A 15,147-nucleotide genomic window follows, 5' to 3' on the forward strand; every position below is an offset into this window, starting at 1 on the left:
CCCTTGCTCCCGTGCTGCTGCTCGCCCTGGACACCGCCACCCCGTCCGTCACCGTCGCCCTCCACGACGGCGCGGGCGTTCTCGCCTCCTCCGACGAGGTGGACGCCCGCCGGCACGGGGAGTTGCTGCTGCCCGCGGTGGACCGGGTGCTGGCGGAGGCGTCCCGTTCCGCCGGCGACGTGACGGCGCTGGTCGTCGGCACCGGCCCCGGGCCGTACACCGGGCTGCGGGTCGGTCTGGCCACCGCGGTCGCGCTGGGCGCGGCCCTGTCCGTCCCGGTGCACGGCCTGTGCAGCCTGGACTCTCTGGCGTGGGCGTCGGGCCTGGACGAGCCGTTCGTCGTGGCCACCGACGCCCGGCGCAAGGAGGTCTACTGGGCGCGCTACGCCGACGCCGCGACCCGGGTCGAGGGCCCGGCCGTGGACCGCCCGGACGACATCGCCGCCCGCGTGGCCGGGCTGCCCGCCGTGGGCGCGGGCGCGCGGCTGTACCCGGAGGCGTTCCCCCTGCCGCACGGCCCGGGGCCCGAGCACGCCTCGGCGGCGGCGCTCGCCGCGCTGGCGGCGGCGCGGCTGGCCGCGGGGGAGACGCTGCCCGAGCCGCGGCCGGAGTACCTGCGCCGCCCGGACGCCCGCGTCCCGGCCGGGTACAAGGCGGTCAGCCGGGCATGACGCGCGAGGTCGTGCTGCGGGAGATGCGCTGGTGGGACATCGAGCCGGTGCTCGCCCTGGAGTCGGAGCTGTTCCCCCTGGACGCCTGGTCGGAGGGCATGTACTGGTCGGAGCTGGCCGGGGCGGGCGGCCCGCGCCGCACGCGCGGTTACGTGGTGGCCGAGGACCCCGACGGGAAGCTCGCCGGGTACGCCGGTCTGTCCGTGTCCGGCGAGACCGGTGACGTGATGACGATCGGCGTGACCGGCTCCCACCAGGGCACCGGACTCGGCGGCCGGCTGCTGGCCGCGCTGCTGGCCGACGCGGAACGGCTGGGCTGCCGCGAGGTGCTGCTGGAGGTGCGCGTGGACAACGTGCGGGCGCAGCGGCTCTACACCCGCTTCGGCTTCCGGCGGATCGGCGTGCGCCGCGGCTACTACCAGCCGGGCAACTTCGACGCTCTGGTCATGCGGCGGGAGCTGGCGAACCCTGACGGATCGACGGAAGCGGAACATGGCTGACGAACCCCTGGTCCTCGGCATCGAGACCTCCTGCGACGAGACCGGCGTCGGAATCGTCCGGGGGCACACGCTGCTCGCGGACGCCGTGGCCTCCAGCGTGGACGACCACGCCCGGTACGGCGGCGTCGTCCCGGAGATCGCCAGCCGGGCGCACCTGGAGGCGATGGTGCCCACGATCGAGCGGGCGCTGAAGGAGGCCGGGGTCGCGGCCACGGACCTGGACGCGGTCGCCGTCACGGCCGGCCCGGGGCTGGCGGGCGCGCTGCTGGTGGGCGTCTCGGCCGCCAAGGCGTACGCCTACGCGCTGGGCAAGCCGCTGTACGGCGTGAACCACCTCGCCTCGCACATCTGCGTGGACCAGTTGGAGCACGGGCCGCTGCCGGAGCCGACGATGGCGCTGCTGGTCTCCGGCGGCCACTCGTCGCTGCTGCTGGCGCCCGACATCACGGCGGACGTCCGGCCGCTGGGCGCGACGATCGACGACGCGGCGGGCGAGGCGTTCGACAAGGGGGCGCGGGTGCTGGGGCTCGGTTTCCCGGGCGGCCCGGGGGTGGACCGGCTGGCGCGCGAGGGCGACCCGCGGGCCATCGCGTTCCCGCGCGGCCTGACCGGGCCGCGGGACGCGCCGTACGACTTCTCGTTCTCCGGCCTGAAGACGGCCGTGGCCCGGTGGGTGGAGGCGCGACGCGCCGCCGGTGAGGAGGTGCCGGTCGCCGATGTCGCCGCGTCCTTCCAGGAGGCGGTGACGGACGTCCTGACGCGGAAGGCGGTCCGCGCCTGCCGGGACGAGGGCGTGGACCATCTGATGATCAGCGGCGGCGTGGCCGCGAACTCGCGGCTGCGGGCGATGGCGGAGGAACGGTGCGCGGCGGCCGGCATCCAACTGCGGGTGCCGCGCCCCGGCCTGTGCACGGACAACGGCGCGATGGTCGCCGCGCTGGGCGCCGAGATGGTGGCCCGGGGCCGGGCCCCGTCCGCGCTTGACCTGTCGGCCGACTCCTCGCTGCCGGTGACCGAGCCGCACGTGCCGGGCGAGCACCGCTGATGGCGGTGGCGCTGATGTGGGAGGCGCGGGCGGCGGCGGGGCGGGGCGGTGAGCTGCTGGCGTGGGCGCGGGCGTGCGCGCTGGACCCGGCGCCGGTGCGCAGGGAGACGTTCACCGCGCCGGTGGACCGGGTGCTGGTGATCACGTGGTGGGACGCGGAGTTCTCCGCCGTTCTTCCCGAACTTCCGGACCCGCCGGGGGAGTTGGTGCACCGGGACGTGCACCGGTGGCGTTTCGAGCCCGTTCCCGGCTGATCCGGCACCCCTGCCGGGGCGTCAGGCCGGGTGGCCGATCAGGACCGTGGGGGCGGTGCCGACACGGGTCAGGAAGAGCGTCGCGGCGTGCGGGCCCGAGGGGCGCAGCCGGGAGCGCAGCTCCTCGGGGGTGACCGCCGAGCCGCGCTTCTTGATCGTCACGGTGCCGACCCCGCGCTCGCGCAGCAGGGCCCGCAGGCGTTTCACGCCGAACGGCAGCACGTCCGTGATCTCGTACGCCGTGGCGTACGGGGTGGGCCGCAGCACGTCGCCGGTGATGTAGGCGATGGCCGGGTCCAGCAGGTGGCCCTCGACGCGCTCGGCGACGTCCGCGACGAGCGAGGCGCGGATGACCGCGCCGTCCGGCTCGTACAGGTAGCGGCCCGGCGGTCCGGCCGGGGCCTGGCGGGCGGTGCCGGTCAGGGTGTGGCCGCCGGGGAGCAGGGTCGCGCGGCGCGGGGCCGCCGCGCCGGTGCCGAACCACAGCACGGCCTCCTTCACGTCCCCCCGGTCCGACACCCACTCCGCCTCCGCCTCCTCCGGCACCGCCTCGTGCGGCACGCCGGGGGCGATCTTCAGCGCCGCGTACGGCACCCGCCCGGCCAGCGCGACCGCCCAGGACAGCGGCGGCGAGTACGCCTCGGGGTCGAAGATCCGCCGGCCGCCGCCGCCCGTGCCGCGCCGGGCCGGGTCGGCGAAGACCGCGTCGAAGCCCCGCACATCGGTGTCCTCCACCGCCGCGCACCGCACGGTGACGCGGTCGGCCAGGCCGAGGGCCGCCGCGTTGGCCTCGGTGACCGCGCAGGCGAGCGGGGAACGGTCCACGGCCAGGACCGTGAGGCCCGCCCGGGCGAGCGCGAGGGCGTCGCCGCCGACGCCGCAGCACAGGTCCGCGACGCGGGTGACGCCGAGCGCGGCGAAGCGCCGGGCGCGCCAGGCGGCGACCGGGGCCCTGGTCGCCTGTTCGACGCCGTCGGGCGTGAAGTACATCCGCTCGGCGTCGGCGCCGAACTTCGCGGCGGCGCGCTGCCTCAGCCTCGCCTGGCCGATGGCCGCGGCGACCAGCTCCGGCGGGTGGTCGCGGCGCAGCCGGGTGGCCACGGCCAGCTCCTCGGCGGGGGCGATGTCGCGCAGCCCGGCCAGCAGCCGCCGGCCCGGCCCGGTCAGCAGGGACCGGAAGGCGTCCAGGGCACCGGGCGTGTCGGAGGCGGCGGGGGCGTCGGGGTCTGGGGTGCGTACGGCCACACGGGTCATTCTCCCCGGCGGCCCGGAAGGGCGCCCGGGGGCGGGGGAACCGCGATGGCACCATCCCCAAACATGTGGATTATCAGACAAGTAGGACTAAATGATTGCCGGGGGAGGCGGCGGGTCAGACGGTGCGCGGCGCTGGGAGGCGCGACCATACTCGCCCTCGTCTGTTCGGGCGCCGGCGTCCCGCCGGAATTCCTGCCCGCGGGCGCCGGGGGCGGTGAGTACGGCCTGCTCTCCGTGGTCGACGCCGCCCCGCCCGGCGTGGCCGGGCTGCCCCGCGGCGCGTCGCAGCACGTACAGGCGCGAGCCGTCGCGGACGCGCTGGGCACGTACGCCAAGAAGCTGGAACGCGCCGAGGCGCGCCGCGTCGCCGCCGCCAAACGGTGGGGGCTGCGCCGCGTCCCGCTGCGCGCGCCCGCGCCGCCCGCGAAGAAGCCCGCGCTGACCAGCGAACCGGGCCACCTCACCGGCTCCGGGCTGCCCCCGGTGATCGTCAGCGTCCCCACCGACGAGAAGGTCGTCTTCCTCACCATCGACGACGGCGCCGAGAAGGACCCCGAGCTGCTGCGGATGATGCGCGAACTCGACGTGCCCTACAGCGGCTTCCTCACCGACTACGTCTCACGCGACGACTACGGCTACTTCCGCGAGGCCGCCGACCTGGGGGCCGCGATGCACAACCACTCCGTCAACCACCCGGAGATGCCGACCCTCGACTACGACGAGCAGCGCGAGGAGATCTGCCGCCAGCAGGACACCCTGGAGAAGGAGATCGGCGAACGCCCCACGCTCTTCCGGCCCCCGTACGGCGCCTACGACCGCGACACGCTGCGCGCGGCGAAGTCCTGCGGCATCCGGGTGATCCCGCTGTGGGCGGAGGAGGCGTTCCCCGACCGGATCGACTACGGGCGCGGCGACGGCAAGTTCCACCCCGGGGACATCATCCTGACCCATTACCGCGGTGACGACGTGTGGGACGGCGACATGGCGGACATGATCCGCCGTGTGCTGGACGCCGCGACCGAACAGGGTTTCGCCGTCGCGCGGTTGGAGGACTACGTGTAGCCCGGCGCGCGCCCGCCCCCCGCGCGACGCGCGCTCCCGGCAGATTGGCACTCTAGTTGACTGAGTGCTAACGGCGGCCTAGTCTCGACCTGGCACTCTCCATCGGTGAGTGCCAACCGCGCGACAGGCGGATCCGGCACCCGCGACGACGGGTCCACCCAGTCGCCGTCCAGCCATTGATAACCCCGTGAGATCTCCGAAGGGGGAGGTCGGATCGTGACGACCGTCAGCTCCAAGGTTGCCATCAAGCCGCTCGAGGACCGCATCGTGGTCCAGCCGCTCGACGCCGAGCAGACCACGGCCTCGGGCCTGGTCATTCCGGACACGGCCAAGGAGAAGCCCCAGGAGGGCACCGTCCTGGCCGTGGGCCCGGGCCGCTTCGAGGACGGGAACCGTCTGCCGCTCGACGTCAAGGTCGGCGACATCGTTCTCTACAGCAAGTACGGCGGCACCGAGGTCAAGTACAACAACGAGGAGTACCTCGTGCTCTCGGCTCGCGACGTGCTCGCGATCATCGAGAAGTAATCGCACCGACGCTTCAATCCGCGCCCCGGGACCCGCGCTCATCCGAGTCTGCCGGGGCCGGGGCGCGGTTCGCTTACCGAAGAACACACGAGGGACACCCACACCCATGGCGAAGATCCTTAAATTCGACGAGGACGCCCGCCGCGCCCTCGAGCGCGGAGTGAACCAGCTCGCCGACGCCGTCAAGGTCACCATCGGTCCCAAGGGCCGCAACGTCGTCATCGACAAGAAGTTCGGCGCGCCCACCATCACCAACGACGGCGTCACCATCGCCCGCGAGGTCGAGGCCGAGGACCCGTACGAGAACCTCGGCGCCCAGCTCGTGAAGGAGGTGGCGACCAAGACCAACGACATCGCGGGTGACGGCACCACCACCGCCACCGTGCTGGCGCAGGCGCTCGTCCGCGAGGGTCTGCGCAACGTCGCGGCCGGCGCGTCCCCGTCCGGCCTCAAGCGCGGCATCGACGCGGCCGTCGCGGCCGTGGCCGAGGACCTGCTCGCCAGCGCCCGGCCGATCGACTCCAAGGAGGACATCGCCGCCGTGGCCGCGCTGTCCGCCCAGGACAAGCAGGTCGGCGCGCTGATCGCCGAGGCGATGGACAAGGTCGGCAAGGACGGTGTGATCACCGTCGAGGAGTCCCAGACCTTCGGCCTCGACCTCGACTTCACCGAGGGCATGGCCTTCGACAAGGGCTACCTGTCGCACTACTTCGTGACCGACCAGGAGCGCATGGAGGCCGTCCTCGACGACCCCTACATCCTGATCAACCAGGGCAAGATCACGTCCATCCAGGACCTGCTCCCGCTGCTGGAGAAGATCATGCAGGCCGGCGGCTCCCGCCCGCTGCTGATCATCGCCGAGGACGTCGAGGGCGAGGCGCTGTCCACGCTCGTCGTCAACAAGATCCGCGGCACGTTCAACTCGGCGGCCGTCAAGGCTCCCGGCTTCGGTGACCGCCGCAAGGCGATGCTCGGCGACATGGCCGCCCTCACCGGCGCCACCGTGATCTCCGAGGAGGTCGGCCTCAAGCTCGACCAGGTCGGCCTGGACGTGCTGGGCACCGCCCGCCGCGTCACCATCACCAAGGACGACACCACGATCGTCGACGGCGCCGGCCGGTCCGAGGACATCGAGGGCCGCGTCGCCCAGATCAAGGCCGAGATCGAGACCACCGACTCCGACTGGGACCGCGAGAAGCTCCAGGAGCGGCTCGCCAAGCTGGCCGGCGGTGTCTGCGTGATCCGCGTCGGCGCGGCGACCGAGGTGGAGCTGAAGGAGAAGAAGCACCGCCTGGAGGACGCCATCTCGGCGACCCGCGCGGCGGTCGAGGAGGGCATCGTCCCCGGCGGCGGCGCCTCCCTGGTGCACTCCGCCAAGGTCCTGGACGGCGACCTCGGCAAGACCGGCGACGAGGCCACCGGCGTGGCGATCGTCCGCCGCGCCGTGGTCGAGCCGCTGCGCTGGATCGCGGAGAACGCCGGCCTGGAGGGCTACGTGATCACCTCCAAGGTGGCCGAGCTCGACAAGGGCCAGGGTTTCAACGCGGCCACCGGCGCCTACGGCGACCTGGTCAAGGACGGCGTCATCGACCCGGTCAAGGTGACCCGTTCCGCGCTGCAGAACGCCGCCTCCATCGCCTCCCTGCTCCTCACCACCGAGACCCTGGTGGTGGAGAAGAAGGAAGAGGAGCCGGAGCCGGCCGGGCACGGCCACGGCCACTCGCACTGAGCGCGCGCCGTCGCCCCCCGGCGGGTTCGTCCTGTCCGCCGGGGGCGACGGCTACAGCTCGACCAGGCCCACCTGGGCGAGCAGCCCCAACTGATCCCAGTTCCACCAGGCCTCGGCGATCTTTCCGTCCCGGAACCGGTGGGTGACGTGCCCGGAGATCCGCACCGGGCGGCCGGTCGGGGCCAGCCCCATGAACTCGGCCGCGTGGGTACCGGTGGCGGTGAACCGGGTGATCACCAGATCCCCCTCGGCGACCTGGCTCTCGACGATGAACGTCGGCCGGAACGCCCTGATGTACTTGGCGGCGTCCTCCTTGGACTCCGCCAGCCCCAGCGGATCGAGCGAGCTGCCCGGATCGTGCTCCCGGTAGTCGTCCACGCACAGGCCGTCCACGGCGTCCACGTCGCCGCAGTTCACGGCTCGGTCGAAGAAGCGCAGGACGGCGTCCTTGTTGAGCTGCTCGTCCCGCACCACGTCCAGGTCGGTGAACCTCGGGGTCTCCTCGCAGAGCGCCGTCATCTCCCGGAAGATCCGGTCCGTCTCCGGGAGTTCGGCGTTGCGCCGGGCGTCCTCCCAGGAGGGGAACTCGACGATCTCCACGATGTGCGTGCTGTCGTCCCGGTCCCGGCCCACGATCGAGTGCGTCGCGGTGCGCCGGCCCCGGGTCCGCTCGATCCAGGCGTCCATGAGCCGGTTCAGTTCATCGACCCTGCTGGTCCGGCAGTCGATTACCTGTACGAAAGTCATGGCGTGTCCGTGTCCGTCTCCGTGAGCGGTGCTTGTGACACGTCCAGCCTAATCCCGACTCACACCTTATGCCCGATTTACCCCTCTCGGCGGGGTCCGTACTTCCGGCCGGCGCGGGACGACAGCCCACCCACCGCGCCGCGCGGGGCCAGCCGGGCCGCGCCCATCAGCACCTTGTAGCGCGCGTCGGGCACGGAGACCGTCCGGCCGCGGGCCAGATCCTTCAGGGCCGTGTCCACCACGCGGTCGGCGTCCAGCCACATCCAGCCGGGGATGTTGTCCGTGGCCATCCCCGCCCGCCGGTGGAACTCGGTGCGCACGAATCCCGGGCACAGCGCCATCAGCCGCACGCCCGTGGCCGCGAGGTCGCGCGCCGCGCCCTCGGTGAACTGCACCACCCACGCCTTGGACGCGCCGTAGGTGCCGCGCGGCAGGAACGCGGCCACCGAGGCGACGTTCACCACGCCGCCGCGCCCGCGCCGCCGCATGGGTTCCGCGGCGGCCGTCGTCAGTCGCAGCACCGCCTCGCAGTGCACCTTCAGCATGGTCAGCTCGTCCGCCAGCGGCGCGTCGAGATAGGCGCCCTTGAGGCCGAAGCCGGCGTTGTTGACCAGCAGGTCGACGGGGCTCTCCGGGTCGGACAGGCGCGCCTCGACCGCCGCGATGCCGTCGTCGGTCGAGAGGTCGGCGGCGAGCACCGCCGCCTCGACGCCGTGCCGGTCGTGCAGCTCGGCGGCCTGGCGGCGCAGCGCCTCCAGGTCCCGGGCGACGAGCACCACGTCGTGCCGGTCGCGGGCCAGCCGTCGGGCGAAGGCGGCGCCGATACCCGCCGTCGCCCCGGTCACCAATGCAGTTGTCATACGAAGACGGTAGTGGTCTTCAGCGGCGCGTGTGCGCCGAGTTGGCGTCCACGAGGTCGCGGCGGGCGCGGCCGAGCAACTCCTCGCGCTCGTCCTCCGTCAGCCCGCCCCAGACGCCGTAGGGCTCACGGACCGACAGCGCGTGCGCCGCGCACTCGGAGCGGACCGGGCAGCGCATGCACACCTCCTTGGCCGCCTCCTCGCGGGCGCTGCGGGCGGCCCCGCGCTCGCCCTCGGGGTGGAAGAACAGCGAGCTGTCCACCCCGCGGCAGGCCGCGAGCAACTGCCAGTCCCACAAGTCCGCGTTGGGGCCCGGAAGGCGGGAGAAATCTGCCATGACAGTGTCCCATCGTCATCGAGGCTCAAAAGTAGATGTAAATATGACTACCAGCCGAATATAGCTGTAAACACGCTGATAGGAACAAAAAGGTCTCTTCGGGGCAAAAACGAATGTTCGGCGTGTTTGCCGGAGCGCGACTGTCGCGTGATCGGGCCGCCACGTACAGTGCTGATGCTGTGCAGTTGGAGGCCGTAACTCTTTCGGGTGACCGTCGTTGAGAGGGCTGAGGCGGTTGACACGGCTTGTCAATCGCACAGGTGACGACACACGACTGCCTGGAGGCTCAAGGTGATGCGCATCAGCTCCGGAGGGCGACCATGACTTCCGTCCTTGTCTGCGACGACTCCCCGCTCGCCCGGGAGGCTCTCCGCCGCGCGGTCGCGACCGTGCCCGGTGTTGAGCGGGTCACTACGGCCGCCAACGGTGAGGAAGTCCTGCGCCGTTGGGGTGCCGACCGTTCCGACCTGATTCTGATGGACGTCCGAATGCCCGGGCTCGGGGGAGTGGAAACCGTCCGGCGGCTTCTTTCCGCCGACCCCGGCGCGCGCATCATCATGCTCACCGTCGCCGAGGATCTGGACGGCGTGGCGCTGGCCGTCGCGGCGGGTGCCCGCGGCTATCTCCACAAGGACGCCTCCCGCGCCGAGCTGCGCGCCACGGTCACGCAGGCGCTGGCGGACCCCACCTGGCGGCTCGCGCCGCGCCGGCTGCGTTCCTCCGACATGGGCGCCGCTCCCACCCTGACCGCGCGGGAGATCCAGGTGCTGGAGGGCATGAGCCACGGCCGGTCCAACGCGGAGATCGGGCGGGAGCTCTTCCTCTCCGAGGACACGGTCAAGACGCACGCCCGCCGGCTGTTCAAGAAGCTCGGCGCCTCGGACCGCGCGCACGCCGTGGCGCTGGGGTTCCGCTGGGGACTGGTCCGCTGATCGACGGGACCGGACGGGGAGCGCGGCCGAGGCTGTCACCCCGTCCGGCAGGAGGCGGGGCTCAAAAGCTTCCCGGGTGACGCATCCTTGAATGCATGACGCTCCTTGGGGACGAGTCGGCCACGCGGGAGGGGAGGGTTCGGGACATGACGCTCACCGCTCCCGCACATAACGCTTCGGTGCACAACCCGGCAGGCGGTGATCCGGACCCCGCGGCCACAGTGCACCATGGACCGATGCGCGATGACGAGACCACGGCGATCGGCGCTCTCGTCCACCGTGCCGCCGAGGGCGACGCCCAGGCCACGCACGACCTGCTGGCCCACGTGCACCCACTGGCCCTGCGCTACTGCCGGACGCGGCTGGCGCGGCTGCCGGGCGAGGCCCGGCACTTCGTGGACGACCTCGCGCAGGAGGTCTGCCTGGCGGTGCTGTGCGCCCTGCCGCGCTACCGCGACACGGGCCGCCCGTTCGACGCGTTCGTCGTCGGGATCGCCCAGCACAAGGTCGCGGATCTCCAGCGGGCCGCCCTGCGCCGGCCCGGATCGACCGCCGTGCCGTCGGACGAGATGCCCGAGCGGCCGGACGACTCCCTGGGCCCCGAGGAGCGCGCGCTGCTCAGCAGCGACGCGGAGTGGGCCAGGAAGCTCCTGGCGAATCTGCCGGACCACCTGCGCGAGCTGGTGCTGCTGCGGGTCGCGGTCGGGCTGACGGCCGAGGAGACCGGCGCGAAGCTGGGCATGTCGCCCGGCGCCGTCCGCGTCGCGCAGCACCGGGCCCTGAGCCGGCTGCGCGCGCTGGCCGGGCGCTGAACGTTTCCCGCGAGGGCCGTAGCATGGAGTCCCCGGCCGGGTGAACCCATGGGTCCATGGAGCGTAAACGGCGGCGGGCAAGCGGGTGAGCGGAAGGGTGTCATGACTGATTACGCGGGTGAGCTGCCGGACAAGTTCGCGGCGCTGGGGCTGACCTTCGACGATGTGCTGCTGCTGCCCGGCGCCGCCGACCTGGCACCCCAGGACATCGACACCTCGTCCCGCGTCTCCCGCAACGTCCGGGTGAACGTTCCGCTGATGTCGGCCGCGATGGACAAGGTCACCGAGGCCCGGATGGCCATCGCCATGGCCCGGCAGGGCGGCGTCGGCGTCCTCCACCGCAACCTGTCGATCGAGGAGCAGGCCGCGCAGGTGGACCGGGTCAAGCGCTCGGAGTCCGGCATGGTGACCGACCCGATCACCACCCGCCCCGACGCCACGCTGCGCCAGGCCGACGAGCTGTGCGCGCGGTTCCGGATCAGCGGCGTGCCGGTGACGGATGCGGCCGGGAAGCTGCTGGGCATCGTCACCAACCGGGACATGGCGTTCGAGCCGGACCGCGGCCGTCAGGTGCGCGAGGTCATGACGCCGATGCCGCTGGTGACCGGCCATGTGGGCATCTCCGGCGAGGACGCCATGGAGCTGCTGCGCCGTCACAAGATCGAGAAGCTGCCGCTGGTCGACGGCGACGGCCTGCTCAAGGGCCTGATCACCGTCAAGGACTTCGTCAAGGCGGAGAAGTACCCCAAGGCGGCCAAGGACGGCGAGGGCCGGCTGATCGTCGGCGCCGCGGTCGGCGTGGCCGGGGACGCGTTCGAGCGGGCCCAGGCGCTGATCGAGGCCGGGGTGGACTTCATCGTGGTCGACACCGCGCACGGGCACTCCCGGCTGGTCGCCGACATGGCCGCCAAGATCAAGTCCAACTCCGACCGGGTCGACGTCGTCGCGGGGAACGTCGCGACGCGCGACGGCGCCCAGGCGCTGGTGGACGCCGGGGTGGACGGCATCAAGGTCGGGGTCGGCCCCGGCTCGATCTGCACCACGCGGGTCGTCGCCGGGATCGGCGTGCCGCAGGTCACCGCGATCCACGAGGCGGCGCTCGCCGCCCGCGAGGCCGGTATCCCGGTCATCGGGGACGGCGGCCTCCAGTACAGCGGCGACATCGCCAAGGCGCTGGTGGCCGGCGCCGACACCGTGATGCTGGGCAGCCTGCTGGCCGGCTGCGAGGAGTCCCCCGGCGAGCTGCTGTTCATCAACGGCAAGCAGTTCAAGTCGTACCGGGGCATGGGCTCGCTCGGCGCGATGCAGTCGCGCGGCGAGCGGCGCTCGTACTCCAAGGACCGGTATTTCCAGGACGAGATCGGCGACGACGACAAGCTGATCCCCGAGGGCGTCGAGGGCCAGGTGCCCTACCGCGGCCCGCTCGCCTCCGTCGTGCACCAGTTGATCGGCGGTCTGCACCAGTCGATGTACTACCTGGGCGGCCGGACCATCCCGGAGATCAAGGAGCGCGGCCGGTTCGTCCGGATCACCGCGGCCGGGCTGAAGGAGAGCCACCCGCACGACATCCAGATGACGACCGAGGCGCCGAACTACTCGCGGCGCTGAGCCGGACGGCGGAAGCGTGCTGTACGCGGTCAAGTTCAGCGAGGAGGCCGCCCGGGTGCGGGACGGCCTCCCCGCCGACCGCAAGTCGCTGCTGGAACGGGGCCTGGCCGTGCTGGCCCAGGACCCCGAGCCGAAGATGTCGATCCCGATCTCCGGCGACGAGTCCACCCGGTCGCTGGCCCTGACCCCGAACATCGCCATCGAGTACGTCGTCGGCGAGGGTCTGCTGCTGGTCCTGGTCGTCCATGTCGTGGACTTCACCCACGTACTCCTGGAGGAGTGACCCGCCGGGGGGTGTGCCTTACTCCGGTCGGGGATACTGGGGGAGGCAGACCGTACGGAAAGGTTCTTTCGTGACTGAGATCGAGATCGGGCGCGGCAAGCGCGGACGGCGGGCGTACGCCTTCGACGACATCGCCGTGGTGCCCAGCCGGCGCACCCGTGACCCGAAAGAGGTCTCGATCGCCTGGCAGATCGACGCCTACCGGTTCGAGCTGCCGTTCCTGGCCGCGCCGATGGACTCGATCGTCTCGCCCGCCACCGCCATCCGCATCGGCGAGATGGGCGGCCTGGGCGTGCTGAACCTCGAAGGGCTCTGGACGCGGTACGAGGACCCCGAGCCGCTGCTGACCGAGATCACCGAGCTGGACGAGGAGTCGGCCAACCGGCGCCTCCAGGAGATCTACGCCGCTCCCATCCGGGAGGAGCTGATCTTCCGCCGGATCAAGGAGGTCAGGGACGCGGGCGTGGTCACCGCCGCCGCGCTGTCCCCGCAGCGGACCGCCCAGTTCTCCAAGGCGGTGCTGGACGCGGGCGTGGACATCTTCGTCATCCGCGGCACCACCGTCTCGGCGGAGCACGTGTCCGGGGCGGCCGAGCCGCTCAACCTCAAGCAGTTCATCTACGAGCTGGACGTGCCGGTGATCGTCGGCGGCTGCGCCACGTACACCGCCGCCCTGCACCTGATGCGGACCGGCGCGGCCGGCGTGCTGGTCGGCTTCGGTGGCGGCGCGGCGCACACCACGCGGAACGTGCTGGGCATCCAGGTCCCGATGGCCACCGCGGTGGCCGATGTGGCGGCGGCCCGGCGGGACTACATGGACGAGTCCGGCGGCCGGTATGTGCACGTCATCGCGGACGGCGGGGTGGGCTGGTCGGGCGACCTGCCGAAGGCGGTCGCGTGCGGCGCGGACGCCGTGATGATGGGCTCTCCGCTGGCCCGCGCCACCGACGCGCCGGGCCGGGGACACCACTGGGGCATGGAGGCCGTCCATGAGGACGTGCCGCGCGGCAAGAAGGTCCACCTGGGCACGGTCGGGACGACCGAGGAGGTCCTCACCGGTCCCTCGCACATCCCCGACGGCTCGATGAACTTCTTCGGGGCGCTGCGCCGCGCGATGGCGACGACGGGCTACTCGGAGCTGAAGGAGTTCCAGCGGGTCGAGGTCACGGTCTCGCGCTGAGCCCGCGTTCCCGGCCGGCGGCCCTCACAGGCGGTGGGCCGCCCCGGCCGGGGTGGCGCCGCGGGTGTCGAGCAGGAGCTGTGCCTTCGCCGCCAGGCCCTGGAGGTCATAGGTGGCGTGGTGCTGGAGCAGCAGCGTCAGATCCGCGGCGGCGGCGGCCTCGTAGAGCGAGTCGGCGCGGCGGACCGGGTGCCCCCCCACCTGCCACTCCGTCACGAACGGGTCGTGGAAGCTGAGCCTGGCGCCCAGGGCCAGCAGCCGGGAGGCGATCTCGCGGGCCGGCGCGCCCTCCTGGTCGGGCAGGTCGGGCCGGTAGGTGACGCCCAGCAGCAGGACGCGGGCGTCGCGCGCCGACTTGCCGTGCTCGTTCAGCAGGGTGGCGGCGCGCTGGGTCACGTATCCGGGCATCCGTTCGTTGACGTCGCGGGCGAGCTGGACGATCCGCAGCCGGCCGCCCGGATCGACGGGCGCGCCGTGGCCGCCCACGCCGGGGCCCGGCCGGAAGGCGTGGAAGCCGAACGGTTTGCTCTCCGCGCAGCGGACCACGTCCCAGATGTCGATGCCCAGCTCGTGGCAGAGAACGGCCATCTCGTTCACCAGGGCGATGTTGACGTGCCGGAAGTTGGTCTCCAGGACCTTCACCGTCTCGGCCTCCATCACGCCCTTGGCCCGCACCACCTTGTCCGTCAGCCGCCCGTAGAACGCGGCGGCGGCCTCCGTGCAGGCGGGCGTCAGGCCGCCGATGACGCGGGGGGTGCCCGCGTAGCCGAAGGTCCGGCTGCCGGGGTCGAGGCGGCCCGGGGCGCAGGCGAGGTGGAAGTCCCGTCCGGCGCGCAGGCCGGAGCCGCGTTCCAGCGCCGGGCGCAGCACGTCGCGGGTGGTGCCGGGGGGCACCGCGGACTCCAGGACGACGAGGGTGCGCGGGCGGAGCCGGGGCGCGAGGGCGGCGGCGGCCTCGCGGACGCCGCCCACGTCGAGCGCGCGGCCCGCGCCGGGCGGGGTCGGCGCGCAGATCAGGGCGGTGCGCACCCGGCCCAGCACCTCCGGGTCGCTGGTGGCGCGGAAACCCGCGGAGAGCATCCGGCGCAGTTCGGCCGCGGACAGCGAACCGTCGGCGGGCGGGCGGCCCGCGTTGAGCCCGGCCGCGCTCGCGGGGTCGGGGACGAAACCGACGGTGCCGATGCCGGCGGCGGTGGCGGCCTGGGCGGTGGGCAGCCCCAACTGCCCCAGGCCGAGAACGGCGAGATCAGCGGGCATTCGCGGTACCGCTCCCTTCTCCCCCGCGCGGTCTGCTTAGGGGCATATATGACAGATGTTCCCCGATGGACCGCCCGGCCGGTCCGATGGC

17 protein-coding genes are annotated in these 15,147 nt (G+C 72.7%); 12 read left to right on the forward strand and 5 right to left on the reverse strand.

Annotation, left to right across the window (positions count from 1 at the left end):
- Nucleotides 1-11: 11 nt before the first annotated feature.
- Genes tsaB through BN2279_RS23305 form a run of 4 tightly spaced genes read left to right on the forward strand, consistent with a single transcriptional unit; the run spans nucleotide 12 to nucleotide 2,470 of the window.
- A complete protein-coding gene (tsaB, locus tag BN2279_RS23290; protein ID WP_059012931.1) occupies nucleotides 12-671 on the forward strand; it encodes a tRNA (adenosine(37)-N6)-threonylcarbamoyltransferase complex dimerization subunit type 1 TsaB in 660 nt (219 codons plus the stop codon).
- A complete protein-coding gene (gene rimI / locus BN2279_RS23295; RefSeq protein WP_059012933.1) occupies nucleotides 668-1,171 on the forward strand; it encodes a ribosomal protein S18-alanine N-acetyltransferase in 504 nt (167 codons plus the stop codon). Before tsaB ends, rimI begins: the two co-directional genes overlap by 4 nt.
- Entirely contained in the window at nucleotides 1,164-2,216 is a 1,053-nt protein-coding gene (gene tsaD / locus BN2279_RS23300; RefSeq protein ID WP_059012936.1) for a tRNA (adenosine(37)-N6)-threonylcarbamoyltransferase complex transferase subunit TsaD, read from the forward strand. The genes rimI and tsaD overlap by 8 nt, the downstream gene beginning before the upstream one ends.
- Complete coding sequence (locus tag BN2279_RS23305) at nucleotides 2,216-2,470, forward strand: hypothetical protein (protein WP_059012938.1); 255 nt, start codon at nucleotides 2,216-2,218, stop codon at nucleotides 2,468-2,470. Before tsaD ends, BN2279_RS23305 begins: the two co-directional genes overlap by 1 nt.
- A gap of 21 nt (nucleotides 2,471-2,491) precedes the next feature.
- On the opposite strand, the gene BN2279_RS23310 is transcribed toward BN2279_RS23305, so the two are convergent.
- A complete protein-coding gene (locus BN2279_RS23310) occupies nucleotides 2,492-3,724 on the reverse strand; it encodes a class I SAM-dependent methyltransferase (RefSeq protein WP_079032438.1) in 1,233 nt (410 codons plus the stop codon).
- A gap of 234 nt (nucleotides 3,725-3,958) precedes the next feature.
- Between BN2279_RS23310 and BN2279_RS23315 the strand changes: the two genes are divergently transcribed.
- The 3 genes from BN2279_RS23315 (at nucleotide 3,959) to groL (ending at nucleotide 7,040) form a co-directional block, all read left to right on the forward strand.
- A complete protein-coding gene (locus BN2279_RS23315; protein WP_234348066.1) occupies nucleotides 3,959-4,786 on the forward strand; it encodes a polysaccharide deacetylase family protein in 828 nt (275 codons plus the stop codon).
- A gap of 216 nt (nucleotides 4,787-5,002) precedes the next feature.
- Entirely contained in the window at nucleotides 5,003-5,311 is a 309-nt protein-coding gene (gene groES / locus BN2279_RS23320; protein ID WP_049567300.1) for a co-chaperone GroES, read from the forward strand.
- A 106-nt stretch (nucleotides 5,312-5,417) separates the two neighbouring features.
- Nucleotides 5,418-7,040, forward strand: a complete 1,623-nt coding sequence (groL, locus tag BN2279_RS23325; RefSeq protein WP_059012940.1) for a chaperonin GroEL — start codon at nucleotides 5,418-5,420, stop codon at nucleotides 7,038-7,040.
- A 51-nt stretch (nucleotides 7,041-7,091) separates the two neighbouring features.
- Here the strand turns inward: groL and BN2279_RS23330 are convergent, their stop codons facing one another.
- From BN2279_RS23330 to BN2279_RS23340, 3 genes are all read right to left on the reverse strand, one after another.
- On the reverse strand, nucleotides 7,092-7,787 hold the full coding sequence (locus BN2279_RS23330; protein ID WP_059012942.1) for an ester cyclase: 696 nt from the start codon (nucleotides 7,785-7,787) through the stop codon (nucleotides 7,092-7,094).
- A 77-nt stretch (nucleotides 7,788-7,864) separates the two neighbouring features.
- A complete protein-coding gene (locus BN2279_RS23335) occupies nucleotides 7,865-8,647 on the reverse strand; it encodes an SDR family NAD(P)-dependent oxidoreductase (RefSeq protein ID WP_059012943.1) in 783 nt (260 codons plus the stop codon).
- Nucleotides 8,648-8,666: 19 nt separating this feature from the next.
- Nucleotides 8,667-8,984 carry a WhiB family transcriptional regulator gene (locus BN2279_RS23340; RefSeq protein ID WP_059012945.1) on the reverse strand — a complete coding sequence of 106 codons (318 nt, stop codon included), beginning with the start codon at nucleotides 8,982-8,984 and terminating at the stop codon, nucleotides 8,667-8,669.
- Nucleotides 8,985-9,304: 320 nt separating this feature from the next.
- On the opposite strand from BN2279_RS23340, the gene BN2279_RS23345 reads away from it, so the two are divergent.
- From BN2279_RS23345 to BN2279_RS23365, 5 genes are all read left to right on the forward strand, one after another.
- Nucleotides 9,305-9,916, forward strand: coding sequence for a response regulator transcription factor (locus tag BN2279_RS23345; protein WP_019431595.1), 612 nt, complete (start codon nucleotides 9,305-9,307; stop codon nucleotides 9,914-9,916).
- Between the two features lie 236 nt (nucleotides 9,917-10,152).
- On the forward strand, nucleotides 10,153-10,728 hold the full coding sequence (gene shbA / locus BN2279_RS23350) for an RNA polymerase sigma factor ShbA (RefSeq protein WP_059012947.1): 576 nt from the start codon (nucleotides 10,153-10,155) through the stop codon (nucleotides 10,726-10,728).
- Nucleotides 10,729-10,830: 102 nt separating this feature from the next.
- Entirely contained in the window at nucleotides 10,831-12,336 is a 1,506-nt protein-coding gene (guaB, locus tag BN2279_RS23355; protein ID WP_059012948.1) for an IMP dehydrogenase, read from the forward strand.
- Nucleotides 12,337-12,352: 16 nt separating this feature from the next.
- Nucleotides 12,353-12,619, forward strand: coding sequence for a hypothetical protein (locus BN2279_RS23360; protein WP_059012950.1), 267 nt, complete (start codon nucleotides 12,353-12,355; stop codon nucleotides 12,617-12,619).
- A gap of 70 nt (nucleotides 12,620-12,689) precedes the next feature.
- Nucleotides 12,690-13,799 carry a GuaB3 family IMP dehydrogenase-related protein gene (locus tag BN2279_RS23365; protein ID WP_059012952.1) on the forward strand — a complete coding sequence of 370 codons (1,110 nt, stop codon included), beginning with the start codon at nucleotides 12,690-12,692 and terminating at the stop codon, nucleotides 13,797-13,799.
- A gap of 24 nt (nucleotides 13,800-13,823) precedes the next feature.
- Here BN2279_RS23365 and BN2279_RS23370 read toward each other — a convergent pair whose 3' ends face one another.
- On the reverse strand, nucleotides 13,824-15,056 hold the full coding sequence (locus tag BN2279_RS23370) for a nucleotide sugar dehydrogenase (RefSeq protein WP_059012954.1): 1,233 nt from the start codon (nucleotides 15,054-15,056) through the stop codon (nucleotides 13,824-13,826).
- Nucleotides 15,057-15,147 lie beyond the last annotated feature (91 nt).

The sequence above is a fragment of the Streptomyces specialis genome (assembly GCF_001493375.1).
In the GTDB taxonomy this organism is placed as follows: Bacteria; Actinomycetota; Actinomycetes; order Streptomycetales; family Streptomycetaceae; genus Streptomyces; species Streptomyces specialis.

Coding starts and splice junctions, on each gene's coding strand:
- rimI (WP_059012933.1), top strand. CDS start 668: ATGACGCGCGAGGTCGTGCTGCGGGAGATGCGCTGGTGGGACATCGAG.
- tsaD (WP_059012936.1), top strand. CDS start 1,164: ATGGCTGACGAACCCCTGGTCCTCGGCATCGAGACCTCCTGCGACGAG.
- BN2279_RS23305 (WP_059012938.1), top strand. CDS start 2,216: ATGGCGGTGGCGCTGATGTGGGAGGCGCGGGCGGCGGCGGGGCGGGGC.
- BN2279_RS23310 (WP_079032438.1), bottom strand. CDS start 3,724: ATGACCCGTGTGGCCGTACGCACCCCAGACCCCGACGCCCCCGCCGCC.
- groL (WP_059012940.1), top strand. CDS start 5,418: ATGGCGAAGATCCTTAAATTCGACGAGGACGCCCGCCGCGCCCTCGAG.
- BN2279_RS23330 (WP_059012942.1), bottom strand. CDS start 7,787: ATGACTTTCGTACAGGTAATCGACTGCCGGACCAGCAGGGTCGATGAA.
- BN2279_RS23335 (WP_059012943.1), bottom strand. CDS start 8,647: ATGACAACTGCATTGGTGACCGGGGCGACGGCGGGTATCGGCGCCGCC.
- BN2279_RS23340 (WP_059012945.1), bottom strand. CDS start 8,984: ATGGCAGATTTCTCCCGCCTTCCGGGCCCCAACGCGGACTTGTGGGAC.
- BN2279_RS23345 (WP_019431595.1), top strand. CDS start 9,305: ATGACTTCCGTCCTTGTCTGCGACGACTCCCCGCTCGCCCGGGAGGCT.
- shbA (WP_059012947.1), top strand. CDS start 10,153: ATGCGCGATGACGAGACCACGGCGATCGGCGCTCTCGTCCACCGTGCC.
- guaB (WP_059012948.1), top strand. CDS start 10,831: ATGACTGATTACGCGGGTGAGCTGCCGGACAAGTTCGCGGCGCTGGGG.
- BN2279_RS23370 (WP_059012954.1), bottom strand. CDS start 15,056: ATGCCCGCTGATCTCGCCGTTCTCGGCCTGGGGCAGTTGGGGCTGCCC.